At 70.2% G+C, this 26,551-nt stretch carries 22 protein-coding genes; 17 read left to right on the top strand and 5 right to left on the bottom strand.

Translation table 11 applies throughout. The features are described from left to right. Positions 1–2: 2 nt before the first annotated feature. On the bottom strand, positions 3–1,697 hold the full coding sequence (locus QHF84_RS08835) for an acyl-CoA dehydrogenase family protein (RefSeq protein ID WP_281312758.1): 1,695 nt from the start codon (positions 1,695–1,697) through the stop codon (positions 3–5). A gap of 64 nt (positions 1,698–1,761) precedes the next feature. Between QHF84_RS08835 and QHF84_RS08830 the strand changes: the two genes are divergently transcribed. Further along, on the top strand, positions 1,762–2,907 hold the full coding sequence (locus tag QHF84_RS08830; protein WP_281312757.1) for a hypothetical protein: 1,146 nt from the start codon (positions 1,762–1,764) through the stop codon (positions 2,905–2,907). Positions 2,908–2,971: 64 nt separating this feature from the next. Here the strand turns inward: QHF84_RS08830 and QHF84_RS08825 are convergent, their stop codons facing one another. After that, entirely contained in the window at positions 2,972–3,442 is a 471-nt protein-coding gene (locus QHF84_RS08825; protein ID WP_281312756.1) for an NUDIX hydrolase, read from the bottom strand. Positions 3,443–3,784: 342 nt separating this feature from the next. Here QHF84_RS08825 and QHF84_RS08820 point away from each other — a divergent pair, with 342 nt between their 5' ends. The 9 genes from QHF84_RS08820 (at position 3,785) to QHF84_RS08780 (ending at position 13,421) form a co-directional block, all read left to right on the top strand. After that, the gene (locus QHF84_RS08820) at positions 3,785–4,243 is read left to right on the top strand and encodes an Rrf2 family transcriptional regulator (RefSeq protein ID WP_281312755.1); all 459 of its coding nucleotides are present in this window, start codon (positions 3,785–3,787) and stop codon (positions 4,241–4,243) included. A gap of 7 nt (positions 4,244–4,250) precedes the next feature. Further along, a complete protein-coding gene (gene cysK, locus QHF84_RS08815) occupies positions 4,251–5,216 on the top strand; it encodes a cysteine synthase A (protein ID WP_281312754.1) in 966 nt (321 codons plus the stop codon). A gap of 34 nt (positions 5,217–5,250) precedes the next feature. Continuing rightward, positions 5,251–5,529: a MoaD/ThiS family protein gene (locus QHF84_RS08810; protein ID WP_281312753.1), complete on the top strand. Its 279-nt coding sequence runs from the start codon at positions 5,251–5,253 to the stop codon at positions 5,527–5,529. A gap of 1 nt (position 5,530) precedes the next feature. Continuing rightward, complete coding sequence (locus tag QHF84_RS08805) at positions 5,531–6,481, top strand: cysteine synthase family protein (protein ID WP_281312752.1); 951 nt, start codon at positions 5,531–5,533, stop codon at positions 6,479–6,481. Beyond that, positions 6,475–7,023: a Mov34/MPN/PAD-1 family protein gene (locus QHF84_RS08800; RefSeq protein ID WP_281312751.1), complete on the top strand. Its 549-nt coding sequence runs from the start codon at positions 6,475–6,477 to the stop codon at positions 7,021–7,023. Before QHF84_RS08805 ends, QHF84_RS08800 begins: the two co-directional genes overlap by 7 nt. 6 nt (positions 7,024–7,029) lie before the next feature. After that, positions 7,030–8,745, top strand: a complete 1,716-nt coding sequence (cysC, locus tag QHF84_RS08795) for an adenylyl-sulfate kinase (RefSeq protein ID WP_281312750.1) — start codon at positions 7,030–7,032, stop codon at positions 8,743–8,745. 1,282 nt (positions 8,746–10,027) lie between these two features. Next, positions 10,028–11,710 carry a hypothetical protein gene (locus QHF84_RS08790; protein ID WP_281312749.1) on the top strand — a complete coding sequence of 561 codons (1,683 nt, stop codon included), beginning with the start codon at positions 10,028–10,030 and terminating at the stop codon, positions 11,708–11,710. A gap of 61 nt (positions 11,711–11,771) precedes the next feature. Next, the gene (locus tag QHF84_RS08785; RefSeq protein WP_281312748.1) at positions 11,772–12,275 is read left to right on the top strand and encodes a hypothetical protein; all 504 of its coding nucleotides are present in this window, start codon (positions 11,772–11,774) and stop codon (positions 12,273–12,275) included. 12 nt (positions 12,276–12,287) lie between these two features. Next, positions 12,288–13,421, top strand: a complete 1,134-nt coding sequence (locus tag QHF84_RS08780) for an alpha-hydroxy acid oxidase (RefSeq protein ID WP_281312747.1) — start codon at positions 12,288–12,290, stop codon at positions 13,419–13,421. A gap of 6 nt (positions 13,422–13,427) precedes the next feature. On the opposite strand, the gene QHF84_RS08775 is transcribed toward QHF84_RS08780, so the two are convergent. Further along, positions 13,428–14,141, bottom strand: a complete 714-nt coding sequence (locus tag QHF84_RS08775; protein WP_281312746.1) for a hypothetical protein — start codon at positions 14,139–14,141, stop codon at positions 13,428–13,430. A 17-nt stretch (positions 14,142–14,158) separates the two neighbouring features. On the opposite strand from QHF84_RS08775, the gene QHF84_RS08770 reads away from it, so the two are divergent. Genes QHF84_RS08770 through QHF84_RS08760 form a run of 3 tightly spaced genes read left to right on the top strand, consistent with a single transcriptional unit; the run spans position 14,159 to position 20,260 of the window. Then, a complete protein-coding gene (locus QHF84_RS08770; RefSeq protein ID WP_281312745.1) occupies positions 14,159–15,796 on the top strand; it encodes a serine/threonine-protein kinase in 1,638 nt (545 codons plus the stop codon). Beyond that, positions 15,793–17,691, top strand: coding sequence for a PEGA domain-containing protein (locus QHF84_RS08765; RefSeq protein ID WP_281312744.1), 1,899 nt, complete (start codon positions 15,793–15,795; stop codon positions 17,689–17,691). The genes QHF84_RS08770 and QHF84_RS08765 overlap by 4 nt, the downstream gene beginning before the upstream one ends. 28 nt (positions 17,692–17,719) lie before the next feature. Beyond that, positions 17,720–20,260: a kelch repeat-containing protein gene (locus QHF84_RS08760; RefSeq protein ID WP_281312743.1), complete on the top strand. Its 2,541-nt coding sequence runs from the start codon at positions 17,720–17,722 to the stop codon at positions 20,258–20,260. A gap of 204 nt (positions 20,261–20,464) precedes the next feature. Here QHF84_RS08760 and QHF84_RS08755 read toward each other — a convergent pair whose 3' ends face one another. Next, on the bottom strand, positions 20,465–21,490 hold the full coding sequence (locus QHF84_RS08755; protein WP_281312742.1) for an ABC transporter permease: 1,026 nt from the start codon (positions 21,488–21,490) through the stop codon (positions 20,465–20,467). Further along, on the bottom strand, positions 21,487–22,242 hold the full coding sequence (locus tag QHF84_RS08750) for an ABC transporter ATP-binding protein (protein WP_281312741.1): 756 nt from the start codon (positions 22,240–22,242) through the stop codon (positions 21,487–21,489). Before QHF84_RS08750 ends, QHF84_RS08755 begins: the two co-directional genes overlap by 4 nt. A 54-nt stretch (positions 22,243–22,296) precedes the next feature. Here QHF84_RS08750 and QHF84_RS08745 point away from each other — a divergent pair, with 54 nt between their 5' ends. From QHF84_RS08745 to QHF84_RS08730, 4 genes are read left to right on the top strand one after another with little or no spacing between them, the layout of a single operon-like run. Further along, entirely contained in the window at positions 22,297–23,778 is a 1,482-nt protein-coding gene (locus QHF84_RS08745) for a radical SAM protein (RefSeq protein WP_281312740.1), read from the top strand. A gap of 1 nt (position 23,779) precedes the next feature. Continuing rightward, the gene (locus tag QHF84_RS08740; protein ID WP_281312739.1) at positions 23,780–24,526 is read left to right on the top strand and encodes an SDR family oxidoreductase; all 747 of its coding nucleotides are present in this window, start codon (positions 23,780–23,782) and stop codon (positions 24,524–24,526) included. Next, entirely contained in the window at positions 24,526–25,833 is a 1,308-nt protein-coding gene (locus QHF84_RS08735; protein ID WP_281312738.1) for an aspartate aminotransferase family protein, read from the top strand. The genes QHF84_RS08740 and QHF84_RS08735 overlap by 1 nt, the downstream gene beginning before the upstream one ends. Continuing rightward, complete coding sequence (locus tag QHF84_RS08730) at positions 25,830–26,546, top strand: SDR family oxidoreductase (protein ID WP_281312737.1); 717 nt, start codon at positions 25,830–25,832, stop codon at positions 26,544–26,546. Before QHF84_RS08735 ends, QHF84_RS08730 begins: the two co-directional genes overlap by 4 nt. Positions 26,547–26,551 lie beyond the last annotated feature (5 nt).

The following is a 26,551-nucleotide window of genomic DNA, read 5'->3' as shown; positions in this document are numbered from 1 at the left end:
CGTCAGAACGCGATGTCGTTGGCGAGCGCGGCGGCGAGCGCGCGATCTTCCTCGTCCCGCACGAGATCCACCCCGCGCGTATAAAACCGTAGCGCCGCCGCCCGCGGGCGACCGTCGTTCTCGTGCGCGAGCGCGTGCGACGCGTGCCGCACGAGCAGCGCGAGCTCGTAAGCGCGTCCCAGCGTCAACGCGAAGCGCCGCGCGCCCGCCTCGACCCCGAGCGGATCCTTCTGGAACGTCTCGGCGAGCCACCGCGCCGCGTGCGTCGCCGCAGCCACCGCCCCCTCGCCCGCCCGCCGGAGCGCGTCGTCCGGCGCCGTCGACACGAGCGATCGAATGTCCGCGAGCAGATCCTCGAGCGGATTCTCTTTTTGCATGGCGCGCAGCGTGTCGAGCGAGAGCACGTTCGTCGTGCCCTCCCAGATCGGCAAGACCTGCGCGTCACGATAGATACGCGGGATCCCCGTGTCCTCCACGTATCCGGCGCCGCCGAAGCATTCGAGCACCTCGCTCAGCACCGTGACCGCCTGCTTGCCCGTCGTGAGCTTCGCGAGCGGCGTCACGAGGCGCAGAAGGCGCGCCTCCGACTCCGTGATCACGCCCGCCTCCTCGCGCCCGAGCAGCTCGACGGCGCGGAACGCGAGGTGGAAAGCGCCCTCGGCCTCGGCCGAGAGATCGGCGAGCGTGTCGACGTGCAAAGGTTTGTCCGAGAGCGGCGCGCCGAACTGCACGCGACGCCGCGCATAATCGCGGGCGAGCGCGAGGCCCCGCCGAATGCCCGCCGCCGCGCACACCGCATTCCACGTGCGCGTCACGTTCAGCATCGGCGAGATGTTGCGAATCCCGTCCCCGAGCCCCTTTACCGGCACGGCGAGCGCGCCCGCCAGCGTCAGCTCGGCCGTCGGCACCTTCCGGGTCCCGAGCTTGTCCTTCAGCCGATTGACCTGGATCCCATTCATGCGCCCGTCCGGCCCGAACACCTCCACGTAAAACAGCGCGAGCCCGCGGCCGCCGGGCGGGTTTCCCTCCGGGCGGCCGAGCGTCAGCGCCATCTGCGACGTCGTCGCCGAGGTGAACCATTTCGTCCCATACAGCCGGAAATTCCCCTCCGCGTCCTTCCGCGCCTCCGTCTCGGAGAGCCCCACGTCGCTGCCGCCGGTCCGCTCGGTCATCCATTGCCCGCTCGTCCAGGCCTGCGCCGGATCACGGCTCGTCAGGCGCGCGAACGCTTTCGCCGCGAAATCGTTCGCGTCACGCACGTCGCGGTGCGTGAGCAGCGTCTTGGCGGCGCCGTCGGTCATCGCGAGCGGACAGGTGTACACGTCGGTCGAGGAATCGAAGAGGTACACCAGGGCAAACTGGTGCACGCGCGAAACCTCCCCGCTCCGCTTTTCGTACGCCGTCGCGACCACGCCTTTTTCGGCGGCGATCCGCGCGGCGCGTTTCCAGAGCTGCGTCACCTCGATCTGATCGACCCGATGGCCCCACGCGTCCCACTGCGTCAGCTTGGGCTCGTTCAGGCGGTCTTCGAGCTGGAGCCGGTAGAGCTCGCCGCCGGCGAGCTCGCCCATCTCGCGGAGGCTCGGCTCGGCCTCGCGGAGGACGTCGGACGGGAACACGCGCTTCAAGTACGAGCGGAGAACACGGTCGTCGTCGTACTGGTTGCCGATCTCGGGGGGAGCTTGGTAGAAGGCCATCGCGCGGGGAGTATACGCAAAATCAGCTTCCTGCGTGGCGCGGAATCGACTAGGGACGCCGGCCATGCACCAAGGCCGGTTCTCCCTCGCACTCGTCTTCTCGATCGCAGCGCTCGCCGCGGGTTGCGGCGCTTCCACGCCCCCGCCCGACGCTCCCGACACCACGAAGGCGACCCCGAAATCCGAAACGCCCGCGCCCGAGGGCGAAGCAGCGGCCGAGGCGCCTCCCTCCGAGGAGGGCGAAGGCGACGCCAAGCCCCCGGAGCCGAGCTTCGCGGAGCTGCGCAAGGCCGTGATGGCCTGCACCCCCGACGACAACGGCGTGATCGACGACTGCGAAGCCTTCCGGCAATGGCTCGACGCGGAGCAAGCGTTCGAGAATGGCAAGGCGAACCCCGAGCTCCTGAAGATGCTCGGAAGCCAGGATCCCAAGGAGCGACGCATCGCGGCCGAGAAGCTCGGCCAGACGCTGCACGAAGAGACCGCCAGCGCCGCGAACGTGGACGCCGTGCTCGACCTGGCCGAGAAGGAACGCGAGGAGACCCTCGGCGATCTGTTCGGGAGGTTCGTCGCCGGCCTCCCCCTCGTCAAGGTGGGCAAAATCGATCGGGCGATCGCGATCGCCAAGGCGCACCCGGTCACGGAATACACGGACGCGTTCCTGCGCACGGTGGGCTTTGGCTCCACGAATCGTGACGCCAAGGTCGTGGCCTACGCGATCGAGTCCAGCAAAGCGGCGTCCTCCTCGCGGCGCAGCCTCGCGCTGCATGCCCTCGGCGACCTCGCCCCGTACTTTCCCGACGACGCCTGCAAGGTCATCAACGCCCTTCGCGCCGACAAGGACGATTTCGTCAAGAGCCGCGCGGCGGAGAGGCTCGCCTCGATCGACAAGTGCGCGTCCTTCACGGACAAGCTCCTCGACGACCTCTCCAAGATCGACGTGAAGAAAACCATCAACTTCGAGATGGGAATCGCGCTGCAAAAGGTCTGCAAGCGGACGGACCTCACGCCCGCCCAGCGCAGCAAGGGGAGCAAGGCCGCCCGTCGCATCACGGACGCGCCCGCCGTCAACGCGAACACGCGGACGTACACGATGCAGGCCATCATTGGCTGCGATCCCAAGGACGGCCCGGCCTACGTCGCGAAGTACAAGAACGACAAGGACAAGACCATCGCCGGTCAGGCGGCCGCGCTCACCACGCCCAAATGAGCAATCGCCTCTAGCAGGCTGTCGAGAAGCGCCGCGAGCGCGTAGCGAGCTTATCGACAGCCTGCTAACGTCGGGGCGCCCACGCGGCGCCCTCGTACGTGAGCACCGAGAGCGGGTAAGAGGGCGCGCCGGCGGCGACCGCATTCAAGATCTCCCGGGCCTCCTCGCCGCGCAGGGGCAAACCGGCAAGCTCGTCGAGCTTCACCCACCGCGCGCCGAGCGAGTGCTCGTCGGGCTCGCTCTTCGGGGTCGGGTCACCCTCGGGCCTCGCCAGGAAAAACACACGGCAGCGCGCCGTCCCGCTCGGGTGTGGCGAGTGCTCGACGCGCAGGACGCCCTGAATCGCCGCGCGCACGCCGGCCTCCTCGAGCGTCTCGCGCACCGCAGCGTCGACGATCCGCTCGCCCGGCTCGACGCGCCCGCCGGGCAGGTACCACGTTTGCCCATGCCCGCGCTCGTGCACGAGCAGGTACTCGTCACCACGCCGCACGACGACCATCGCGAAGAACCAGGTAGGGATGGGCCTGCGGGACACCCGTACAGGATAGCCGGCGCTCGCCGGGAGGGGAAGGCTTCGATTTGGAAGGCCAAACACCCGGCCTGATGGTTGGGACGACAACCGAACGTCGCTCGCGATCCGGGGACCGGCCGTCCCGAACACGCGCGCGCCGTGTCGACACGAATTGTGATTTAAGGACAAACATCCCGAACCATTGCCCCAATTCGCGCGAGCCGCCGCAATACGAGCGGTCGCCGAACGCCCATCCCCGCGCTCGCCGAGCTCGACCCACCGCCGCCCCGTCCCCGGGGTGCGCCTCCCGCCGGTGGCCTCGGGTGTTCTTGACTTTTCCGATGCAACAACCTACACCCGTTGCTCGTGAAGCTGTCCAACAAGGGCCGCTACGGGGTGCGGGCGTTGTTCGACATCGCCTTCCACAACGATGGCCGCCCCACGCAGATCCGCGAGATCGCCGGCCGCGAGATGATCCCCGCGCGCTTCCTGGAGCAGATCTTTCAGGACCTGAAGAAGGCCGGCATCCTCGGCGCCAAGCGTGGGCCCCGCGGCGGCTACCACCTCGCGAGGCCCGCCTCCGAGATCACGATCGGCGACGTCTTCCGCGCCCTCGAAGGCCCGATCGTCGTCTGCCCCGCCGAGGACGAAGGCCCGCGCGGCGCCGAGCCGTGCGGCCCGGACGCGACCGCCGCCGCCTTCAAGGACCTCGCATCCGCCATCGAAAAGGCCTTCGACGACATCTCCATCGCCGACGTCGTCGAGCGCGGCGAGGCCCTCGGGCTCCGCCGCGGCGGCACCGACCGGGTGGACTACGTCATCTAGGAGCGTGATGCACGAGCCCGGACAAAAGCCTGCATTGCCCTCGCATCCGCGCGTGGTCGGCTCGGTGCTCGACCTCGTCGGCGACACGCCGCTCTTCGAGATCCGGCGGCTCGATCCGGAAGAACCGCGGGGTCGCGTCTTCGCGAAAGCCGAGCAGCAGAACCCGGGCGGCTCGGTGAAGGACCGCATCTGCCTCGCGATGATCGAGGCCGCCGAGGCGAGCGGCGCGCTCGGTCCGGGCGGCGTCGTCGTGGAGCCGACGAGCGGAAACACGGGGATCGGGCTCGCGCTCGTCTGCGCGGCGAAGGGCTACCGCTGCGTGCTCACGATGCCCGCGAGCATGAGCCTCGAGCGCAGGCAGCTCCTCGAAGCGTACGGCGCCGAGGTGATCCTGACCGAGGCCGAAGCGCAGATGGAAGGCGCCATCGTGAAGGCGCGCGAGATCGTCCAGACGACACCGGGCGCGTTCATGCCGGGACAGTTCGACAACCCCGAGAACCCGCGCGTCCACGGCGAGATGACGGCCCGCGAGATCCTGCAGGCGATGGCGAACGAGCCGATCCACGCGTTCGTCGCCGGCGTCGGCACCGGCGGTACCGTGAGCGGCGTCGGCGAGGTGCTGCGCCGGAGGAGCCCGCGCCCCCGCATCATCGCCGTCGAGCCCGAGGCCTGCGCCACGATCTCGCGCGGCGAGCGTGGACCGACGAAAATTCAGGGCCTCGCCCCGGGGTTCGTCCCGAAGAACTACCTCCCCGAGCACGTCGACGAGGTTCGCACGGTGAGTGATCGGGCGGCGTACGAGACGAAGGTCGCGCTCGCCCGCAAGGAGGGGCTGCTCGTGGGGATCAGCGCGGGCGCGGCCGTTCGGGTCGCGCTCGACGTCGCGCGCGAGCTCGGCCCCGGCGCCAACGTGGTCACGGTGCTCTGTGACACGGGCGAGCGGTATTTCAGCCTCGACGAGTACTTCAAATAGCAGCGAGACCCCAAGCACCCACGGAGAGATCCACATGCCTGTCGTTCGAATCCCCACTCCCCTGCGCACGCTGACCGGAAGCAAAGACGAGGTCGAGGCGACGGGCGCGACCGTCGGCGAGCTCATCGAGGACCTCGAGAAGCGCCACCCCGGCATCCGCGATCGTCTGCTCGACGAGAAGGGCGTCCGCCGCTTCGTGAACATCTTCGTCGGCGACGAGGACATCCGCTTCCTCGACGGCCTCTCGACCGAGCTCAAGGCGACGGATCATATCTCGATCGTGCCCGCCATCGCGGGCGGCAGCGGCGCCTAGGATGCGCTCCACGCTCGTGCGGTCGCGCCGCCTCGGCTCGGTGACCGAGGCCGTCGGGAACACGCCGCTCGTCCGCCTCGATCGCGTGGCCCGCGACGCGCCGAGCGTCGAGGTGTACGCGAAGCTCGAGTTCGCGAACCCCGGCGGCTCGGTGAAAGACCGGGCCGCGCTGCGGATGATGACGAAGGCGATCGAGGAGGGGAAGCTCGGCTCGGGCAAGATCCTCATCGACTCGACGAGCGGCAACACGGGCGTCGCGTACTCGATCTTCGGCGCCGCGCTCGGCGTGCCCGTGCGCCTCGTCATGCCCTCGAACGTGAGCAAGGCGCGCAAGGACATCGCGCGCGCCTTCGGCACGGAGATCATCTTCAGCGATCCGATGGAGGGCTCCGACGGCGCGATCCGATACGTGCGCGAGCTCGTGGCGAAGGATCCGGAAGCCTACTTCTACCCGGACCAGTACTCGAACCCGAACAACCCGCTCGCGCACTACCACGGCACGGCTGTCGAGATCCTCGACGCCCTCGGCGATCGCCTCACGCACTTCGTCGCGGGCATCGGCACGAGCGGGACGATCGTGGGCACGTCGCGCCGCTTGAAAGAGCACACGCGCCCGATCCGCTGCGTCGCCGTCGAGCCCACCGAGCCCTTGCACGGTCTCGAAGGGCTCAAGCACCTGCCGAGCTCGCTCGTGCCGGCGATCCACGACGGAAGCGCCTACGACGAGACGCTCCGCGTCACCACGGAAGACGGCTGGGACATGGCCGACCGGCTCGCGCGCGAGGAGGCTTTGCACGTCGGGCATTCGAGCGGGGCGAACGTGTTCGCGGCCGTGGAGATCGCCAAGAAGCTGCACGCGACGGTAGGCGGCGGGTGCGTGGTCGCGATCGTGTGTGACCGCGGTGATCGGTACTTCGCGCCGATGAAATGGGAGAAGCGTTATCTATGGTGACGGATCATCCGTGGACGCGCGGCCACCTCACGATCACGCGCGCCGCGCTCGCCGTCGTGGAGAAGGACGCTCTTCGGGGCTACGCGGCCGACGAGGAGGCGTGCGGGTATCTGCGGGGTCCCGCTTCGATCGCGCTCTTTTGCGACGAGGCCGTGCCCATGCAGAACGTCGCGAACAAGCTGCATGCGATCGATCCGGAGCGGTATTTCCGCACGGCGCGCACGTACTTCTCGTTCAACGAGAAGAAGTTCGACGACGCGGTCCGCGCCGCGGCCCAGGAAGGCCGGCCCGTGAAGATCCTCTATCACTCGCACCTCGACGCGGGCGCGTACTTCAGCCCCACGGACGCGGCCGTGATGAGCATGGGCGAGCCGCCCGCGCACGAGGGCGGCGAGATCACGATGGGCCCGGGCCCGGCCTGGCCGCTCGCGTTCCTCGTGACGAGCGTGCGCGGCGGCGCCATCGACGAGCACCGGCTCTTCGTGTGGGACGCGGAGGCGCGGGTCTTCGTGGCCCAAGCAATCACGATCGTCGATGGGTAACGCCTCGTGAGCGGCTTCGTCGTCTGGTTCACGGGCCTCTCCGGCGCCGGCAAGAGCACGCTCGGCGCGATGCTCGCGGCGGAGCTCCGCACGCGCGGCGTGCACGTCGAGGTCCTCGACGGCGACGAGGTGCGCACGCACCTCTCGAAGGGGCTCGGGTTTTCCCGGGAGGATCGCGACACCAACGTGCGCCGCATCGGCTTCGTGGCGAAGCTCGTCGCGCGGAGCGGGGCGTGCGCGATCACCGGCGCGATCAGCCCGTTCCGAGCGATCCGCGACGAGCAACGCGCGGCCATCGGGAGGTTCGTCGAGGTGTACTGCTGCGCCTCGATCGACGCGCTCGCCGATCGTGATCCGAAGGGCCTCTACCGCAAGGCGCTGGCGGGCGAGATCAAGGGTTTTACGGGCATCGACGACCCGTACGAGCCTCCCGCGTCGCCCGAGGTCACCGTGTACACGGATCGCGAGAGCAAGGAAGAGAGCCTCGCAAAGATCGTCGGCAAGCTCGAGGAGCTCGGGTACGTGCCCGCGGCGAAAGGCAACACTACGGCCGTTCGCGCGAAGCAAACCTCGACGCTGCTCGCGCGGCCGCACGGCGGCGAGCTCGTGCTCCGCGCCGCGGCCCCGGGCCTGCGGGAGATGCTCGCCGAGCGCGCGCGCTCGCGGACGGTGATCGACCTCGACGCCGAGGCCGAGGTCGACATCGATCTCCTCGCGACGGGCGCGCTCTCGCCGCTGAAGGGTTTCCTCGGCGAGAAAGATTTCCTCCGTGTCGCAAGGGAAATGCGCCTCGAAAACGGCCTGCCCTGGCCCGTGCCGATCACGCTCGCCGTGAGCGAGGAGGCGGCGCTTTTGCTGCAGATCGGCGCCGAGGCGGCGCTGCGGGCGCGCGACGGGCGCATCGTGGCGGTGATCGAGGTGAACGACCTCTACCGCCCGAAGGTCGCGCTCGCCGGGCGCACGCTCGCAGGTCCGCTCGGCGACGTGGATCCGGATCTCGCGCGGCACGAGGCGCGCGGGCCCGTGCTCGTGGGCGGCGAGGTGCACGTGATCGAGCCCGTACGACGCGCCGAGCCTTCGGTCCACGACCCGGCCACGACGCGGGCCATGCTGGCGACGCGTGGCTTCGTGACCGTCGCGGGCATACGCACACGGACGCTGCCGCGGCGGGCCGAGGAGCACCTCGCCAAGGTCGCGCTGGAGGTCACGGGTGGGCTGTGGATCCAGGCGATCGAGGCGCTCGAAGGCGAACGTGGCCCGGAGGCGGCGAGCCTGTCCACGCGCCTGCGTTGCCACGAGGTCCTCGTCGAGCGGTATTTCCCGGTGGAGCGGGTGGTCCTGTCAGCGGGCCTGCCGGCACGTTTCGGCGGGGGACGGCAGGCGGTGCTCGACGCGATCGTGTGCCAGAACCACGGCTGTTCCCACGCCATCCTGGTCGGATCGACATACGCAGGCGGCGTGAGCGGTGCAGAGCGGGCGTTCCGCGTCTATGCTCCCGGAGAGCTCGGGGTCGTGCCACTTTGCTTCGAGGACGCGTTTCACTCCACCCGGACGAACTCGATGGCGACCTCGCGGAGCGCCCCCGGGGACGCGTCCACGTGGATCACGGCCACGGAGGCGGAGATCCTCGCGATGATCACGCGCGGACAAGCGCCGCCGCCCGAGGTCCTGCGGCGCGAAGTCGCAGAGGTGCTCGCCGCGGAGCCGCGCTCGCGGCCCTGATCACGGGCGTCGTCTTCGCCGCACCCGACGCCAAGGCCGACCTCGCCGAAGACGCCGATCGCCTCGCGCAGACCTGGAAATCACGCGGCACCGAGCTCACGCGCCTTCCCCCGATCTTCCTCGAACACGGCCGGGACAAACGCGTCGCGATCTCGCAAGAGCGCCCCGAGGACGAGGTCCCCGGCTGCACGACGGTCGTCCTCCTCGGCGCGCCGAGTGCGGACTTCGCCGTTCTCACGGCCTCCGAGGCCGACGGCCCCACGTTCCCGCCGGGCCTGCTCCCGCAGGGCCATCCCACGATCGACGCCGAGGATCGCGGCACGAAGAGCTCGCTCGGCGCCGTGTCGCTCGTTCGATGTGGTCCGCGCCGCGCCGATCTCGATCGGCTCGTCGTCTCGATGCGCTCGCCCCGCGGCGCGATCGAGATCCTCGTGGCGCGCTCGCCCGCGCCGCTCGGGGATCATCGCGAGGCCCTGCCGGAGCGCGCCTTCGGCCTCGTCGCGCCGCGCGGCAACCCAGGAAGACCCATCGAGCCGGGGCCGCTCGCCGAGCGCACGGTCCGCGCCGAGGAGCGAGCGCACGCCGAGGGCGCGGAGCGGTTCACGCGTGTGCCCATGGTCGCCTCGACCGAGGGCGCGGGCGAGTACCAGCTCCGCCTCGGCGAAGGCTGCCACCGCGTCCAGATCATGGCCGCCGTGCCTCCGACGTTCCCGCACCGCGCGACCGACGTCGACGCCGAAGCGCGCGACGACGCGGGCCGCGTCCTCGCCCGCGATCGCAGCGAGACCGCGGACGCCCGGCTCGACTTCTGCCTCGGCGAAGCGACACGCGTCACCGTCCCGTACGCAGGCGCGGCGGGCATGGTGCCGATGATGGCGACCGACGCGGTCTGGCCCATCCCACGCGCCGTCCCGAACCACTGGGGCGCGCGCACGCGCGCCGGCTTCGCGTACGCGCTCCGCAGGCGGAACGCGCCCGAGCCCACGACGGCGCCCGTCTTCGAATCGCTCGGCGTCGCCGGACCGACCCTCGTGCCGATCACGCTGGAGCCGGGGCGGTGTTACCTCGCGGCCCTCGCCGTCGCGCGGGGCGAATCGCGGGGCCTAAGGCTCGCGGCGACCGTCGGCGACAGGTACGTGCGCGACGAGGTGGTCGATCGTCCCGAGGGCGCCGTGCTCGCGTTCTGCGCCGAGAGCGAGGAGTCGGCGCGGATCGACATCGAGGCGCGTGGATCGGGCGTCTGGTGGACGTTCGCGCTCTTCGCGCTCGGAGGGGGCGAACCTTGACGCGCCTGGCTGTTCGTATCGCCTCGCTCGCGCTCACCGCGCTCGCCGCGGGATGCGGCAGCGCGCCCGTGAAACCGGAAAAACCCGCGGCGACGCGCCCTGCGCCTCCGCGCGTGCTCCCGGGGAAGGCGGATGGATACGCGCTCCTCGCCGCGGACGCCGCGCGTGTGAAGGACGCGGGCGCGGGCGCGCTCGAGGTCGTCTCCTCCGAGTATCTGTCCGAGGGCGACAAAGTCGGCGCCTTCGTCGAGATCCCGCTCGACGCGTGCGCGCTCGTCATGGCGCGCGGATCCCCCTCGGTCGTCGACGTCGACCTCTTCGCGTACGAGGACGACGGCGCGAGCTTCGCCGTCGACGAGTCGACCGACGCGCGCCCGGCGATCCTCGTCTGCCCGCCGCACCCGAAGCGGCTCTGGCTTGCGGCGCGCGTCGTCTCGGGCTCGGGCCTCGTGGGCCTCGGCGTGCAGAGCGTGCCGACGTCCGCCGTCGCCGCGGTCGAACAAGCTGCCGGCGCGCGTGGCCGATCCGGCGGCGAGACCGGCCGGCTCGAAGCGTGGCCCGGGCTCGAAGCGAAGCTCATCGCGCATCGCGCCTGGCTCGGCGGCCGCTGGGAGGACGTGCGCCGCGCCGCCGTGCCCGTCGCGCCTCGCGCCGCCACGCGCCTCACGGTCGCCGTCGAGGCGGGCCGTTGCCTCGACGTCTTCGTCTCCCCGAGCGACGAGATCGGCTCGCTCGAAGCCGTCGCGGAGGACCCCTCGGGCCGCATCCTCGCGCGTGGCAAGGAACGCGGACGCGACCGCGCGATCGTCCTCTGCTCCGCCACCACGAACGAGGTCACGGTCGCGATCCGCCCGCGCGCCTCCACCGGCCTCGTCGCCGTCGTCGCGAGCCGCTCCGCGCCGGGCGCGGGCGCGGCCCTCGACGTGTCTGCCCGCGCGGAGCACGTCACCGAGACCCGCGAGCTCGACGCCGCCCGCGCGGCCCTCGCGAAGGACCTCACCGGCAAGGGCCTCGGCGCCCCGAAGACCGTGCTCGTCGGCTCGGCCAAGCTCGGCAGCCGCGCCGCCGCCTCGCTCGATTTGCCTGCCGGCTGCGCGCGTATCGACGTCATCGCTGGCAAGCCCCTCGCCGACGCTGCGGCCTCGCTCTGGAACGATCGTGGCGCCCTCCTCGCCGAGGGCCGCGGCGGCGCGGGCGTCACGCTCTTCGCTTGTGGCCCGAGCGGCCCGGCGCGCCTCGACGTCGAGGCCCTCGCGCGGCCCGGCCCCTTCGCCGTCGAGCTCCGCAAGGACGACGCCGCGCCCGCTGCGCTCGTCGCGCATCCCCTCGCCGCCGCGCGCCTGCTCGCCGTCCTCGACGCCGGCGGCGCGCGCATCTCGGCCGCGTCCGCCTCCTCGGCCCAGGTCGTCGCCCTCGACGCCGGCGCGCGCACCAGCTTGCCCTTCGACGTCCCTGCGCGCGGCTGCGTCGAGGTCACAGCGGCGCTCGATCGCGGCGGCACCGGCGTCGATCTCCGCCTCGCCGACGCCTCCACCGGCGAGAACACCGTCACCCGCGGCCGGTTCGTCCTGACCGACCGCCTCTGCGCGGGCGACGCCGGCGCCAAGGGCAACGCCGAGCTCCGCCTCCTCGCGGGCAAGGCCGACGCCCTCGTGCTCGTGCGCCCGCTCCCCCCTTAGAGACCCCCGAAAACGCCCGACCCCTCCTCCAGGGCCGTCCTGCGGCGGTATGCTGGGGCCGATGTCCCCCTCGTTCCGCTCCGGTCTCCTCGCATTCTCCCTCCTCGGGCTCGCCGCCTGCGCGGAGATCGAGGCTGCGCCTCCGCCCCTGCATCCTCGCGGGAGCGCCTCGCCCGACGCCACCGTCGCGGCTGCCGAGTCCACCCCGGCGAAGCCCGCGGCCCCTGCGGAGGGCGCCCGACAAGAAGCGCTCGCGCCGCGCGCCTCCGTCGAGGGCGTGACCGAGGGCCACCAGCCGCTCGCCGACGCCATCGTCTCGGCCTCGAAATCATCGATGGCCGAATGCCGCGCGAACAGCGGCGGCGGCACCGTCCGCATCCGCGTCACGGGCAACCACACCTCCGCCTCCTTCGCCGTCGATCCAGGCTCCACGGCCGACGACAAGATGCGCCATTGCGTGCTCGAAGCCCTCTCCACGATCGACGTCCCCGACACCCTCTCGCAATCGAGCCCCTCCTCGCGCCCCTCTGCGGGCTTCTCGTCGATCATCACCGTTCAGTGGTAAAGACCACGCGACATGCATTCGAGCGACCCCTCCGGAAAAACCCCGCTCCACGCCCCGCAGCGGGACGCCTCCTCCGGCCTCCTCACGGTCCGTGACTTCGAGAAGGCCGCGCGCGCCGCGCTCTCGGCCATGGCGTACGATTATTATCGCTCCGGCGCCGACGCCGAGCGCACGCTCCGGGAGAACCTGCGCGCTTATCGCCGCTGGCAGATCCATTCCCGCGTCCTCGTCGACGTCTCGCGCCTCACCCTCGAAACCGAGATCCTCGGCGCGCCCGTCTCGATGCCGATCCTCATCGCGCCGACGGCCTATCACAAGCTCGCGCACCCCGAGGGCGAGCTCGCGACCGCCCGCGCCGCCGCTGCCGCCGGCACGATCTACACCGTCTCCACCCTCGCCACGACCTCCCTCGAGGACATCGCGCGCGCCTCGAACGGCCCGCTCTGGTTCCAGCTCTACGTGCACAAGGACCGCGAGCTCACCCGCTCGCTCGTCGAGCGCGCCGAGGCCGCCGGGTATCGCGCCATCGTCCTCACCGTCGACACCCCCGTCCTCGGCCGCCGCCTCCGCGACGTGCGCAACGGGTTCGGCCTGCCGAACGGCCTCGTCATGGCGAACCTCGTCGACGCGAAGGTCGGCGCCGGCGCCTCCGGCTCGGCTCTCCAGCGGTACATCGCGTCACGGCACGACGCCTCGCTCTCCTGGCGCGACGTCGAGTGGCTGCGCGGCGTCACCCGTTTGCCCTTGATCCTCAAAGGAATCGTTCGTCCGGACGATACATTGCACGCGATCGACGCCGGGGCCGCCGGCATCATCGTCTCGAACCACGGCGGGCGCCAGCTCGACTCCGCACCGGCCACGCTCGAGGTCTTGCCGCGCGTCGTCGATGCCGCGGCTGGCCGCGTCCCCGTGCTCGTCGACGGCGGCGTGCGCTGGGGGACGGACGTGCTCAAGGCCCTCGCGCTCGGGGCGAACGCGGTCATGCTCGGCCGGCCGGTCCTCTGGGGCCTCGCGACGGCGGGCGAGGCGGGCGTCCAGAGGGTGCTCGACATCCTGCGCGACGAGCTCGCGACGGCCATGGCGCTCGCCGGTTGCCCCTCGCTCACGTCGCTCGACCGCTCCCTCCTCGAACGACGCCCGCGTTAGCGCGCCTTACTTGCACACCGAAATGCCCGCCACGGCGCCCGCCGACGAGCAGACCTCCGACAGCGCGCAATCCTGATTCACGTGACAAACCACCCGCGGCGCCACCGTCGTCCCGAGCCGCGGGTGCGTGAACGTCCCTGCACACTCGCCTTTCGGCACGCATACCGCCGCGATCGTCCGGTCGCCCGGGATCAGACAACACGCCTCCGCGCCGCAGTCCTCGGGCCCGTCGCACTCGAAGATCACGCCCTCCCCGTTCGCCGTCCGCGGGCACGATCTCCCGTCCTGCGTGCACGACGGCGGCTCGAACGTCGCGCAACACGCCGTATCACAAAGGTTTGTCCCGCAACGAATCTGCTTCTTCGCGAGCACCGGCCGCGGCCGCGGCGGCTCCCCTCCTCGCGTGGCCGTCTGCGCGGCGGCGGGCGCGACGCAGTCGCACGGCAGATACCGCGCCCCCTCGTCGTCGCAGACCTGCGTCCCTTGCGCGCCCGCTGGGCATGCGCACGCGACCTGCTGACCCGGCACGCACTCCTTCGACCGACAGCCGCCTGACACCGCGGTCCAGACGAGCAGCGCCCCGAGCGCGAGAACGCGAGGAACTCCGGCGGTACGACGATGTGCGGCGCGCATCACGCCGAAGCTTGCCATGGAGCCCTGCGGAAAGATCGTGATATGCTCGCAGGTGGCTTCATTTTGCCCGATCACGGTCGGGCTCACGAGAGGGGTGTCGGGGCGTGTCCATCGCAGAAGGCGCCATCATCGGCGGCAAGCTTCGGCTCGAACGACCTCTCGCCAAAGGCGGCATGGGCGCGGTGTGGGTCGCTCGCCATCAGCTCCTCGACACCGACGTCGCCGTGAAGTTCATGGAGGGCAGCATCGCCTCGAACGAGTCGCTCCGGCAGCGATTCGAGCGTGAGGCCAAGGCCGCGGCCCTCATCAAGAGCCCGCACGTCGTGCAGGTCCTCGACTACGGCGTCGAGGACGGCACGCCGTACATCGTGATGGAGCTGCTCGAAGGCGAGGACCTCGGCGCGCGCCTCGAACGCGGCGGCCGCCTCGAACTCACCGAGGCCTACCGCATCCTCGAACCTCTCGGAAAGGCGCTCCGCCGCGCCCACGACCTCGGCATCGTCCACCGCGACCTCAAGCCCGGAAACATCTTCCTCGCGCGGAGCGGCGACGACGAGATCGTCAAGGTCCTCGATTTCGGCATCGCCAAGGACGTCACGATCACGGGCCCTGCGACCTCCACGAGCTCCGGCATGATGCTCGGCTCCCCCTCGTACATGAGCCCCGAGCAGATCCGCGAAACCAAGCAGGTCGATCATCGCAGCGATCTCTGGTCGATCGGCGTCATCCTCTACGAGGCGATCACGGGCCGCCTCCCCTTCGACGAGGCCGAGAACATCGGCAAGCTCCTCGTCACCATCTGCACCGACAATGCCCCGCCGCCCTCATCGCTCGTCCCTTCGCTCGACCCGGCCGTCGATCGATTCTTCGAGCGAGCGCTCGCGCGCGACAAGGCCGCGCGTTTCCAGAGCATGGCCGAGCTCGTCGAGGCCTTCGGCCTGCTCGCCGGCATCCGCGCGCCCCTGCGATCGCGGCCGAGCATCGAGATCGTCCCGTCGAGCGGCAGGCCCGTCGACGCGCGCACGAACAAGCTCGGCACGGATGTCACCGTCGCCGCCCCGCTGACGCTCGACGGCGCCGATCGCCCCTCGTTGCCCCGCGCCTCCACGCCCGACCCGCGGAGCACGCTCTCGCCTGCGGAGAGCGGCGCGCGCGCCTCCTCGTCGCGCAGGTTCGTCCCCGTCGTGCTCGGCGCGGCCGTCGCGCTCGCCGTCGGCGCGGGCCTCATTCTCACGCGCGCCGGCTCGAAGACCGACGCAAACCTCTCCCCCGAGGCGCGCGGCGCCTCCGCGCCTCCCGCGGGAAACGCCTCGCAGACAGGCCCCGCCGTCGCTCCCGTCGAGGCCCTCCGCTCGGCGCGCCTCCTCGTGAACCCGCCCGACGCCCAGGTCGAGGTCAATGGCCGCGGCGCCCCCGTGGATCGCGACGGATACGTCACCATCTCCGGCGCGCTCGGCAGCACCCACGCCTTGCGGATCCACAAGGACGGCCGCGAGACCCGCGTCGAGGTCGCGATCACCGCAAACGGCGCTTTACCGGACAAACTCACGCTCGAAGGCGACGATTCGAAGCTCGCGCAGACGAGCGCCAAACCCAAGGCCGGGGCTCCGCCCGCGTCCGCCGCCCCCGCGGCGGGCCCTGCGACCACGACCGCGCCGGTCACGACGGCGGCCCACCCGATCCCGAAGCCCACGTCGACGACGCCCTCCAAGGATCCCCAGCCCGTGCGAACCTTCGAATGAAACGCTCTGCGGCCCTCCCCTCCCCGCTGTGCAAGGCCCTCGCCGCCCTGCTCGCCTCGACCTTCGTCACGGCCGCGATCGCTCAGAATGCGCCGGGCGGACAAACCACTTCCAAGCCGGCCGCCGGCGCGCAGCCCTCGTGGATGAAAAAAGGCGGCCCGCTCCCCCCGCCGCCTCCGCCGCCGCCCCCGCCTCCCGATCCCGCCGCCGAGGCCGAGGCCAAGGCCAAGGCCGACGCGCGCAAGCATTTCGAGCAGGGCCTCGCGCTCTTCGACGCCGGCTCCATGGAGGCCGCGCTTCCCGAGTTCCTCACCTCGCTCTCCATTTACCCGACCCGCGCCGCCAAGAAAAACGCCGCCCTCTGCCTTCGCCGGTTGAACCGCTTCGACGAAGCGTTCGACATGAACGAAGAGCTCCTCGCGTTCCCCGGCGTGACCGAGGAGGAAAAACAGGTCGCGCTCCGCGAGATCGCCGAACTCCGGCCCCTCGTCGGCGACCTCGTCATCGAAGGCGTCCCCGACGGTGCGACCATTTCGATCGACGGAAAACCCCGCGGAACGGCGCCGCTCGCGGGCGCCATTCACGTCCCCGTCGGCGAGCGCACGGTCCGCATCTTCAAGGCCGGCTTCGAGACGCTCGAAGCGCGATTGCAGGTCGTCGGAGGCAAAACGGCCAAGCTCCCGGCCGTCCTCGCGCGACTCGAGCTCGCCGGCTGGCTCCAGGTCGACGAGGCCTCCGGGTATTCGATGGAGGTCCTCATCGACGGCGCGGCCGTGGGCAAAACGCCCTGGCGTGGCCTCGTCGCGTCCGGCGACCACCTCGTCAGCTTGCGCGGCGAAAAACGCCTCGGCACGCAGCCGGCGCGCGTCGAGGTCCGCCCGAGCCTCATCACCCCGATCCTGCTCATCGCCGAGGAGCTGCCCTCGGTCCTGCGCGTCGAGGCCAAAACGAAGGACGCCGACATCTCCGTCGACGGCGTCCGCGTCGGCCGCGGCGCGTGGGAAGGCCCCGTAAGGGCCGGCTCCCATCGCATCGAAATCACCGCGAATGGGTTTGTCCGGGAAGAGCGACGTGTCGAGCTCGAAGCCGGCAAACGCGAGGCCGTCGCCGTCGCCCTCGAGCCCGTCCCTCCGCCCTCGGGGTTCTGGGCGGACAAACGCCTCTTCGGCGAGCTCGGCGCCACGTTCGCCATCGCGCCCACGTTCGGCGGCAGCCTCGACGCGAGCTGCACGGGCTCGTGTGCGGCCTCGCTCGGGCTCGGCGGCGGCGGCATGCTCCGCTTCGGCCTCGAAATCCAGCGCAAATGGGCCGTGGGCGTCGAGCTCGGCGGCACCTTCGCGCGCCGCACCTTCACGGATCGCCCCGACGAGGACGTGCACGTCTTCGGCAACATCGCGCCCAACAAAGGCCTCACCGACGACGTCATCTCCCTCCGCGGCGCGCAGGTCGGCGCCTCGGTCGCGCGCACCGTGGGCGAACGATTCCCGATCACGTTCCGCCTCGGCGTCGGCGGCTTTTTCGGCTCGGCCCAGGACGATCGCTCCGGCAATTACAATACGACCGCGCGCGACGTCCCCGACCCGACCAGCGCCACCGGCCTACGTCGCAAGGAGAGCGTGCCGTACGCTGTCGATCGGGTCACCGAAACCCAGGCTGCGCTGGGTGTCTACCTCGCGCCCGAAATCCGCGCCGGCATGCGCGTCTCGGAGAAGCTCGACGTCGCCCTCTCGGTCTCGGGCCTCGTGCTTTTCGTCCCGGAGCCTCCTGCCTGGGTGCCCGAGCAAGGGTATGTCCAGGCGAGCACGGACGGTCAGGGCAAATATGACTCCGACACGCTGACCGGCACCTCGATTTTCGCGGTATCGCCCGGTCTCGTGGCGACGTACCGATTCTGACTTCCATACCTTACGAGGGAGGCCCACCATGGGGACGAGATGGCGCACGGCGTGGACATTCGGTCTCGCAGCGGGTTTGTGTGGAGCTTGCTCGGCGGGCGATGATGCCCCGGGCGCGGGAGAATCACTCGCCGCGAAAGCGGCCACCTCGCCCTCGGACGCGCGAGTCGCGGTGGAGACCGCGGAGGCGATCCGTCTCCACCTCGGCCACGACCTCGCACCCATCGATGAAATGGCCTCGCCTCGGAGAGAGGCCCCGCGCGCGGACGTGCGTTTGCCCCTGCGCGCGAGCGGCGCTTTTCGGGTCGCGGACACGAGAAGCGCGCTCGCGGTGGAGGTCGCGCTTACGGGAGCGCGTGAGGTCGCGGGCGAGGCGGGGGCGGGGATCGTCGCGTATCCCGCAGGGTATCGCGGCGTCGCCGACATCGTGCACCACCCGACCGAGAGCGGCGCCGAGGATTACGTGTTTTTCCGGAACGCCCTCCCGGACGTCCCGGAGCTGAGGTACACGATCACGCTCGGCGAAAACGTGGCCGGGCTCCGCCTCGTGGGCCAAACGCTGGAGCTGCTCGACGCGGACGGCGTGCCGCGCCTCCGCATGGCGCCGCCCTGGGCCAAGGACGGCGACGGCAAAACCGTCTGGATGAACGTCGCCGTCGAGGGCTGCAAGATCAGCACGGATGCACGCTTGCCGATGGGCCGCCCGGTCGTCGATCCGGGCGCGCGGCAATGCGAGGTAAAACTCTCCTGGGAGGGCACGTCCGTGCGCGCGCCGCTGCTCGTGGATCCCGCGTGGACCACGACGGACGCCATGGCCCTCAAGCGCTTCCGCCACACGGCGAGCCTCTTGCCCGACGGCCGCGTCCTCGTCGCGGGCGGCGACAAGGGCGGCGAGGTCCCGCTGGAGTTCGCCGAGGTGTACGACCCGGCCCTCAAAATGTGGATTCAAGCGCCGTCGATGATGCAAAACCGGCTCGGGCACACGGCCACGACGCTCGAGGACGGCCGCGTGCTCGTCCTCGGCGGCAAGGCCGTTTTGCAGGGGACCCTCAGCGTGACGAACTCCGCCGAGATCTTCACGCCCGGAAACGACCAGCCCAACGCGCCGGGAACGTGGTCGCCCGCGAAACCCATGACCTTCCCGCGCGCGCTGCACACCGCGACGCTCTTGAGTGATGGGCGTGTCCTCGTCACGGGCGGAAAAACCGCCGTGCTGGTCAACACCACCGAGATTTACGATCCCGAGACCAATACGTGGGAGCCCGGCGGAGACCTGAAGCTGGGGCGTTACAATCACACGGCGACGTTGCTCGACGCGGATCGTATCCTCGTCGCGGGCGGCGAGATCGCCGGCCCCTCGCAATCCGCGGAGCTCTGGGATCCCGCGACCAAGACCTGGACGCAGACGAACGCCATGAGCCGCGTGCGCTCGGGCCACACGGCCACGCGACTCCCCTCGGGGCGCGTGCTCGTCGCCGGCGGCAGCACGATCGCGGCGCAATCCATCGAGCTCTTCGATCCCGCGTCGGAGGAATGGCAGCCGGGGCTCAACATGACGCGCCCGCGCAAGGACCACGCGGCGAGCGTGATGGCCGGCGGTCGAATCCTCGTCACGGGCGGCGGATTCGAGGAGATTCCGTACACCACCGAGATCTTCGACCCGGCCACGCAGAGCTGGACCGAGGCCGGATCCATGGGAAAACCCCGCTCGCTCCACACCTCCACGACGCTCCACAATGGCCGCGTCCTCGTCGCGGGTGGGACGGGACCGGCGGGGGTCCTCGTCGACGCGGAGATCTACACGCCGCTCGGCGCGCCGTGCGACCTCAAGACCCCGTGTGACGATTCGTTCTGCGTCGACGGCGTCTGCTGCAATACGCCCTGCGACGGCCAGTGCGAGGCCTGCGACGGCGCGCGCGTCGGCATCTGCGAGCCGGTCGCGGGCAAACCGCACGGGGCGCGCCCGGCGTGCAATGGCACGAGCGAGGCGTGCGCCACGTGTGATGGCGTGAACCCCTTCGAATGTTCCTACCCCTCGGGAAATAGCTGCGGCAAGGAATGCAAGGCGTCCACCCTCACGGTGTTCGCCTGCGACGGGAGCGGCAATTGCGCGGAGTCGACGAGCAACAACTGCGCGCCCTACAATTGCAATGCCGTCAATCTCTCCTGCGAGACGGAGTGCACGAGCAACACCTCGTGTGCCGTCGGCTCGACCTGCAACACCGAGGCGAAGACCTGCGTCACGTTGCCGACGAAGTGCCTCGACAGCGAGATCCTGCAGCTCCCGGACGGCAACACGCAGAGCTGCGCCCCGTACGCGTGCCGCAACGGCGCCTGCCTCGCGACGTGCGCGTCCGTGGACGATTGCTCCGGCGCCGAGGTCATCTGCGACGAGAAGACCTCGAACTGCATGAAATGGACGGCCTTCGAGGACGCGCAATCCGCCTCGACGTCCGGGACCTGCACCATGGCGGCCCCCGGCGCGCCCGCGCCTTCCCGCGCGGCCTGGCTCTTCGCCCTCGCCGCCGCCTCCCTCCTCGCGGCGCGCCGCCCTCGCCCGCGGCCGTGATTCAGGGCGCGAGGCTTCCTGCCGCCCGAAGAATCCCGGACATATCCCGTCCATCGGACGTATTCTGTCCGATCGCCCCCTTTTCCTGACCCTTTCCGTCTGCCATGCTCTCCCTCGCGCCTGTCGCCGCGCCCGCAGCGTGTCCCCTCCACACGTCGCGGGCGCGGCGCGGCGCTCGACGATGCGGGCGCGGCGCGGCCTCCGTCATGCGTGCCACTTGAACGTCAACACGCTGATCGTGAACGTCGCCGCCGCCCACATCGCCAGCATCCCGAGCCCTCCCGCGAGGCTCGAGAGGTCCGTGACGCCGTAGAGCAGCACCGCGCGCGAGAGCCGCACCATCTCCGTCGACGGCAGCCACGCGCCGACCGTGGACAGGAACCGCGGCAGCGATTCCAGCGGGAAAAACATCTCCGACAGGAAGACGATCGGCATGTTGATCGCGCTGATCACGTCGACGAGTAGCTCCGCGTTGTCGATCGCCGCCGCGAGCGCGAAGCCCGCGCCGAGGAACGCGATCACGCCGAGCATCGAGATCACGAGCAGCCAGCCGAACGAGACGAGCGTCAGGGGCAAGTCGAAGAAGAGCCGCGCCGCCCCGACCAGCAAGACGACCTGCACGAGCACGATCGACGACCGCGCCGCCACGTTCGCCGCGATGAACGTGCCCTTCGGCAAGGGCGTCGTGGCGAGCTTCTTCAAGAACAGGTTCTGCCGGAACAGGGCCATCGGATACCCCATCCCGAACAGGCCCGACGCGAGCACCGAGAACGCGAGGATGCCCGGGAAGAGGTAATGCACGTACCCCCACGCCGGCCCCTCGACGACGTCGAGGCGCGCCTGCGCCGGCAGCGCCGCCACGAGCCCGCCGCCGAAGATCCGATCACGCGTCCCCACGCGCAGAATCACGCCTTCGCCGTCCGGCGCGGCCGAGAGCACGGCGCTCGCCATGCGCGCGCGCAGCTTGCCGAGCGCCTCGGCCTCGGTCCGCTCGCGCCCCACGCGCACCTCCTCGAACGCCCCGAGCTCCGCCACGCACCGCTCGATCGCCGCGTTCGCGTCCGCAGAAACGACGGCCACGTAACGCCGCTCGAACGGGTGCCCGTTCATGAACACGAGCCCGAGCACCGCGAGCAGCACGACCGGGAAGATCAAGGTGAACCCGACCGAGCTCCGGTTCCGGAGCGTGTCGAGGAGCCGCATTCGTAGGAGCACCAAGAATGCGCTCACGTCGCCTCCCGCTGCATCGCGCGGCCCTCGCGGATCTCGATCGCGCAGAAATGGAAGAACGCGTCCTCGACCCCGAGCCCGCGCCGCGCGGCCTCGGGCACCGCTTGCACGAGCTCGTCCTTCGTCCCGCTCGCGCGCACGCGCCCGCCCACGAGGAACAGCAGCCGATCCGCGAGCGCGTCCGCTTCCCGCAGATCGTGCGTCGTCATCAGGAGCGTCCGCTCACGGGCGAGCTCGCGCAGCATCTCCCCCACGATCCGTTTGTTCTCGGGATCGAGGTGCGCCGTGGGTTCGTCCAGGAACACGAGCATCGGATCGTGCACCACGGCCGTCGCGATGAAGAGCCGCGCCGCCTCGCCGCCCGAGAGCCGCGTCACGGCCGTCCCCGCGCGGTGGTCGAGCCGCGCGCGCGCGAGGATCTGCGAAGACCCGCCGCGCACGCCGTAGATCGACGAGAACAGCTCCGCGTACTCGCGCGCCGTCACCCGCTCGATCTGCGCCTCCTTCTGCATCACCACGCCCACGCGCTTTCGCGGATACGGCCGCGGCTCCTTGCCGAAGAGCCGGTACGCGCCTCGTGTCGGCTCCGCGAGCCCCTCCAGGATGTCGAGCAGCGTCGTCTTGCCCGCGCCGTTCGGGCCGAGCACGGCGCAGAGCCCCGGCCCTTCCACCACGAAGCTCACGTCGTCGAGCGCCACGGTGTCGCCGAAGCGCTTCGTGAGCCCCGCGGCTCGGACGATCTCCTCGTTCATGCCGCCGCGAAGCCTATCCGATTCGCCCGGCACTTCGAGTATCCTCGAACCATCATGCAGGCCGAAGGGCGACTTCTCCACGAAACCACGAGCCTCTGCAAGGTGTGCAAGGACGCCCTCCCAGCCCGCGTCGTGGCCACGACGAACGGCGAGGCGTGGATGCAGAAGCGCTGTCCGACGCACGGCGAGCAGGAGGTGCGGCTCTCGACGAGCGCAGCCTGGTACGAGCGCACGCGCGCGATCGTGCCGAAAGAAGCGCGCCCCGCGAAGATCCGGCGCCCGATCGAGCATGGCTGTCCCTTCGACTGCGGCCCGTGCGAGAGCCACACGCAGAAGGTCCGCTTGCCCGTCGTCACGATCACGAGCGCGTGCGACCTCGACTGCCCGATCTGCTACGTCCACAACAAGAACGACGACGCATTCCACATGAGCCGGGAGGAGTTCGCCCGGGTCCTCGACCACCTCGTCGAGGATCACGGAGGCGACCTCGACATCGTCAACCTCACCGGCGGCGAGCCGCTCCTGCACCCGCACCTGCTCGAATTCGTCTCGATGGCCCGCGCGCGCGGCATCCACCGCGTCAGCGTGTGCTCGAACGGCGTGCGCCTCGCGCGCGACGAGGATTTCGTCAAGCGCCTCGCCGATCACGGGGCGCGTATCGCGCTCTCGTTCGACACCTTCGACAAACACGTCGATCGCGCCTTGCAAGGCGCGACGCTCGTCGATCTCAAAGCCCGCGTCCTTGAGCTCCTCGACAAACACCAGGTCGACACCACGCTCATCCCCGTGATGACGCGTGGCTACAACGACAAGGAGGTCGGCCGGATCATCCGCATGGGCCTCGAGCTCTCGTGCGTGCGCCACCTCGAAATCCACACGATCACGTACACCGGCCAGGGCGGCGTCTCCTTCGATCGCTCGGGCCGCATTTCGATGCTGGAGGTCCTCGAATCCATCGAGGAGACGACCGACGGCCTGCTCCGTGTCTCCGATTTCGTGCCCTCGCCGAGCGCGCACCCGCTCTGCTACCAGATCGCCTATCTCCTGCTCGACGACGAGGGCGGCCCCGCGCTCCCCTTCCTGCGTTTCCTCGATCGCGACACGATGTACGATTGCCTCGCCGATCACCTCTACCTCGAGCCGGGCACGCGCCTCGAACGCGCGCTGCAAGACGCGATCGACATGCTCTGGGCGCGCGGCGACGAGGGTGACGAACGGGGTTTGAAGCTCCTCGACCAGCTCGTCCGCAAGCTCTTCCCGAAGGACAAACGCCTCTCGCCGGCCGAGGCGCTGCGCATCTCGGAGCGCGCGGCCAAGGCCGTCTACGTGCACTCGCACATGGACGAGGAGACGTTCGACGTGGAGCGCACGTATCAATGCTGCGATTCGAACTGTTATGCGGACGGCTCGACGATCCCCGTCTGCAATTACAACATCCTCTACCGCGAGAAGGAGGCGCGCTTCATGGAGAAGCCGCGCGTCTGGGGCGAGCGCGCGGGGAGGCGCTCGCTCCCGCTCGTGCAAGGGGGAAGGTGACATGACGCGCCTCCTCGAAGGAAAACGTTGCATCGTCACGGGCGGCACACGCGGCCTCGGGCTCGCGATGTGCGTCGCGTTTGCGCGCCACGGCGCCCGCGTGGCGCTCACCTATCACAAGGACGACGCGAGCGCGGAGGACGCCAAACGCGCCATCGCCGCCGCCGCGGGGGACGAGCCGCTCGTCTTCAAGGGATCGGTCGCGGACGGCGCGCACGTCAAATCCACGGTCGCGGCCGTCGTCTCGGCGTTCGGCGGCGTCGACGTGCTCGTGAACAATGCGGCGATCACGCAGGTCCTGCCCATCTCGCTCCTCGAAGAGTCGGACTGGGACGAATTGATGGACGTCAACGTGAAGGGCGTCTACCTCTACAGCCGCGCGGTCCTGCGCCACATGATCCGCGCGAAGCGGGGCAGCATCCTCAACATCGGCAATTTCTCCTCCGAGCGCATCATCGAGTCGCCGATCCATTACGCCGCCTCGAAATCGGCGCTGCGCGGGCTCACGGAGGCGCTCGCGCGCGAGGTCGGCCGGTATTCGATCCGGGTGAACCTGCTCGCGCCCGGGCTCGCCGAGGTCGGCATGGCGCAGGGTTTGCCGCAGCACCGGCAAAAAGAGTACCTCGACAAATGTCCCCTCGGCCGCCTCGCGCGGCCGGACGAGATCGCCGAAATGGCCGCGTTCCTCGTCTCCGATTCGAACTCCTTCATGACGGGCGCCAAGGTGGTGCTCGACGGAGGGCTCTAGTGGATTCGTACGACGACATCCTGCGGCGCGGATTCGACGAGTACCGCGAATTCGTGAATCCCCTCATCGCGCAGCGCGCCGCGCTCGCCGGCGAGCCCATCAAGCTCGTCCGCGCCGAGGGCGGCATCCTGTACGACGAAGAGGGCCACGCCGTCGAGGATTTCCACGGCACGCAGGCCTTCGGCCATCGCAATCCGTACATCGCCGACGCGATCCGCCGGTATCTCGACTCCGACGCGCCCTCCTGGTACCCGGCCCGCGTCAATCCGTTCGCCGGCCGCCTCGCGAAAAGGCTCTGCGAGCGCGCCGGCCATTACGACAATGCCTTCTTCGCCTGCACCGGCAGCGACGCGGTCGAGGCCGCCTTGAAGCTCGCCCGCGCGCTCACGAAGCGCCCGCGCCTCCTCGGCCTCGAAGGCGCTTATCACGGCTGCACCTTCGGCAGCGTCTCGCTCATGACGAAGGGGTACCTCCGCGACCCGTTCGCCCCGTTCGTCGAGGGCGCCGAGCACGTGCCCTTCGGCGACGTGGACGCGCTCGCCAAGGCCCTCGCGCCCGGCGACGTCGCGGCCATCGTCGTCGAGCCCATCCAGGGCGAAGGCGGCGTGCGCGAATTGCCGGCCCCGTTCGTAGAGGCGCTCTGCGAGCTCACGGAAAAACACGGCACCCTGCTCGTCGCCGACGAGGTCCAGACCGCGCTCGGCCGCACGGGCCGGGGTTTTCTCGCCACCGCGAGCTGGCCACGCCGCCCGGACGTGGTTCTCCTCGCCAAACACCTCGGCGGCGGCATCACGCCGATCTCGGCGATGCTCACGAGACGGGAAACCTTCCTCCGCGCGTACGGCGACCATTTCGCCTCGGGCGAGAGCCACAACACGACGATGGGCTTCAACGCCCTCTCCTGCGTCGCCGCCCTCGCCGCGCTGGACCTGCTCACCGACGAGCGCATCGAGCGCGTCGGACGGCTCGGCGCGAAACTCAAGAAAGGTTTGTCCGATACGCTCGCGCGTTCGCCGCTCTTCCGCGAGGCGCGGGGCGCGGGGTTCATGCAGGGCGTCGCATTGAACAGCCCCGATCACCCCTGGCTCTCGTTCGAGCATTTCGGCTTCGAGGACCTCGGCCAGAGATCGATCATCTCCCCGCTCGTCTGCCACAGGCTCTACCGCCGCGGTTTTTTCTGCTTCACTTGCGGCCACGACTGGAGCCTCTTCCGGCTCCAGCCGCGCTTCGACATCCCCGAGGAAAAACTCGACGCGTTCGTCGTGGCCGTGGGCGAGGAGCTCGAATACATCGAGGGGCTCGGATGAACGAATCGAAACGAAGAGCGCTCGTGCTCGGCGGCACGGGCGCGGTCGGGAGCGCGGTCCTCGCGGAGCTCGCGCGCGCCGGCGTCCCGTCCGCATTCACGTACCATCACGCGGAGGCCCGCGCTCGCGCGCTCGAAGGTGAGCTCTCCGCGCGCGCTCTTCGGCTCGACCTCGCCGATCCCGCGGCGATCGGCCGCCTCGCGGCCTCGCTCGAAGCGGAGGGCGCGCTCCCCGACGTCGTGATTCATTGCGCCGCCGTCGTCCGCGCAGCGCGGGTCTTCGAGGCGACGGACGACGACTGGGAGGCCACGATGGCCATCAATGCCCGCTCGGTCTTTCAGGTTTGTCGCGAATTCGGTCGGCGGCTCGAAGGCCGCGGCGGCGACCTCGTCTTCGTCTCTGCGCTCGACCGCACGCAATCCTTGCCCGTGCCCGCGCTCTTCGCCGCGTCGCAGGGGACGACGTCCGCGCTCGTGATGGCGGCCGCGAAGGATCTCGGGCCGCGCGGGGTGCGCGCGAACGTCGTGGCCCTCGGCCTGCTCGACGCCGGAATCGGAAAAGAGCTCGATCCGAAGCTCGCCGAGGAATACCGGAGCTTCAGCGCGCTCCGGCGTCTCGGGACCCCCGAGGAGGCGGCGAAAACGATCACCTGGTTCGCGCTCCACAACACCTACGCGAACGGCAAAGTCATCAGCGCGAACGGCGGGATCTGATTCGC

Origin of the sequence: Polyangium sp. y55x31 (assembly GCF_029946505.1) — a bacterium.
In the GTDB taxonomy this organism is placed as follows: domain Bacteria; phylum Myxococcota_A; class Polyangia; order Polyangiales; family Polyangiaceae; genus Polyangium.
The sequence above is the reverse complement of the archived record's forward strand: the minus strand, read 5'-3'. Positions and strand labels throughout refer to the sequence as shown.

Coding starts and splice junctions, on each gene's coding strand:
- QHF84_RS08835 (WP_281312758.1), bottom strand. CDS start 1,697: ATGGCCTTCTACCAAGCTCCCCCCGAGATCGGCAACCAGTACGACGAC.
- QHF84_RS08830 (WP_281312757.1), top strand. CDS start 1,762: ATGCACCAAGGCCGGTTCTCCCTCGCACTCGTCTTCTCGATCGCAGCG.
- cysK (WP_281312754.1), top strand. CDS start 4,251: ATGCACGAGCCCGGACAAAAGCCTGCATTGCCCTCGCATCCGCGCGTG.
- QHF84_RS08810 (WP_281312753.1), top strand. CDS start 5,251: ATGCCTGTCGTTCGAATCCCCACTCCCCTGCGCACGCTGACCGGAAGC.
- QHF84_RS08805 (WP_281312752.1), top strand. CDS start 5,531: ATGCGCTCCACGCTCGTGCGGTCGCGCCGCCTCGGCTCGGTGACCGAG.
- QHF84_RS08800 (WP_281312751.1), top strand. CDS start 6,475: ATGGTGACGGATCATCCGTGGACGCGCGGCCACCTCACGATCACGCGC.
- QHF84_RS08785 (WP_281312748.1), top strand. CDS start 11,772: ATGTCCCCCTCGTTCCGCTCCGGTCTCCTCGCATTCTCCCTCCTCGGG.
- QHF84_RS08780 (WP_281312747.1), top strand. CDS start 12,288: ATGCATTCGAGCGACCCCTCCGGAAAAACCCCGCTCCACGCCCCGCAG.
- QHF84_RS08765 (WP_281312744.1), top strand. CDS start 15,793: ATGAAACGCTCTGCGGCCCTCCCCTCCCCGCTGTGCAAGGCCCTCGCC.
- QHF84_RS08760 (WP_281312743.1), top strand. CDS start 17,720: ATGGGGACGAGATGGCGCACGGCGTGGACATTCGGTCTCGCAGCGGGT.
- QHF84_RS08750 (WP_281312741.1), bottom strand. CDS start 22,242: ATGAACGAGGAGATCGTCCGAGCCGCGGGGCTCACGAAGCGCTTCGGC.
- QHF84_RS08745 (WP_281312740.1), top strand. CDS start 22,297: ATGCAGGCCGAAGGGCGACTTCTCCACGAAACCACGAGCCTCTGCAAG.
- QHF84_RS08740 (WP_281312739.1), top strand. CDS start 23,780: ATGACGCGCCTCCTCGAAGGAAAACGTTGCATCGTCACGGGCGGCACA.
- QHF84_RS08730 (WP_281312737.1), top strand. CDS start 25,830: ATGAACGAATCGAAACGAAGAGCGCTCGTGCTCGGCGGCACGGGCGCG.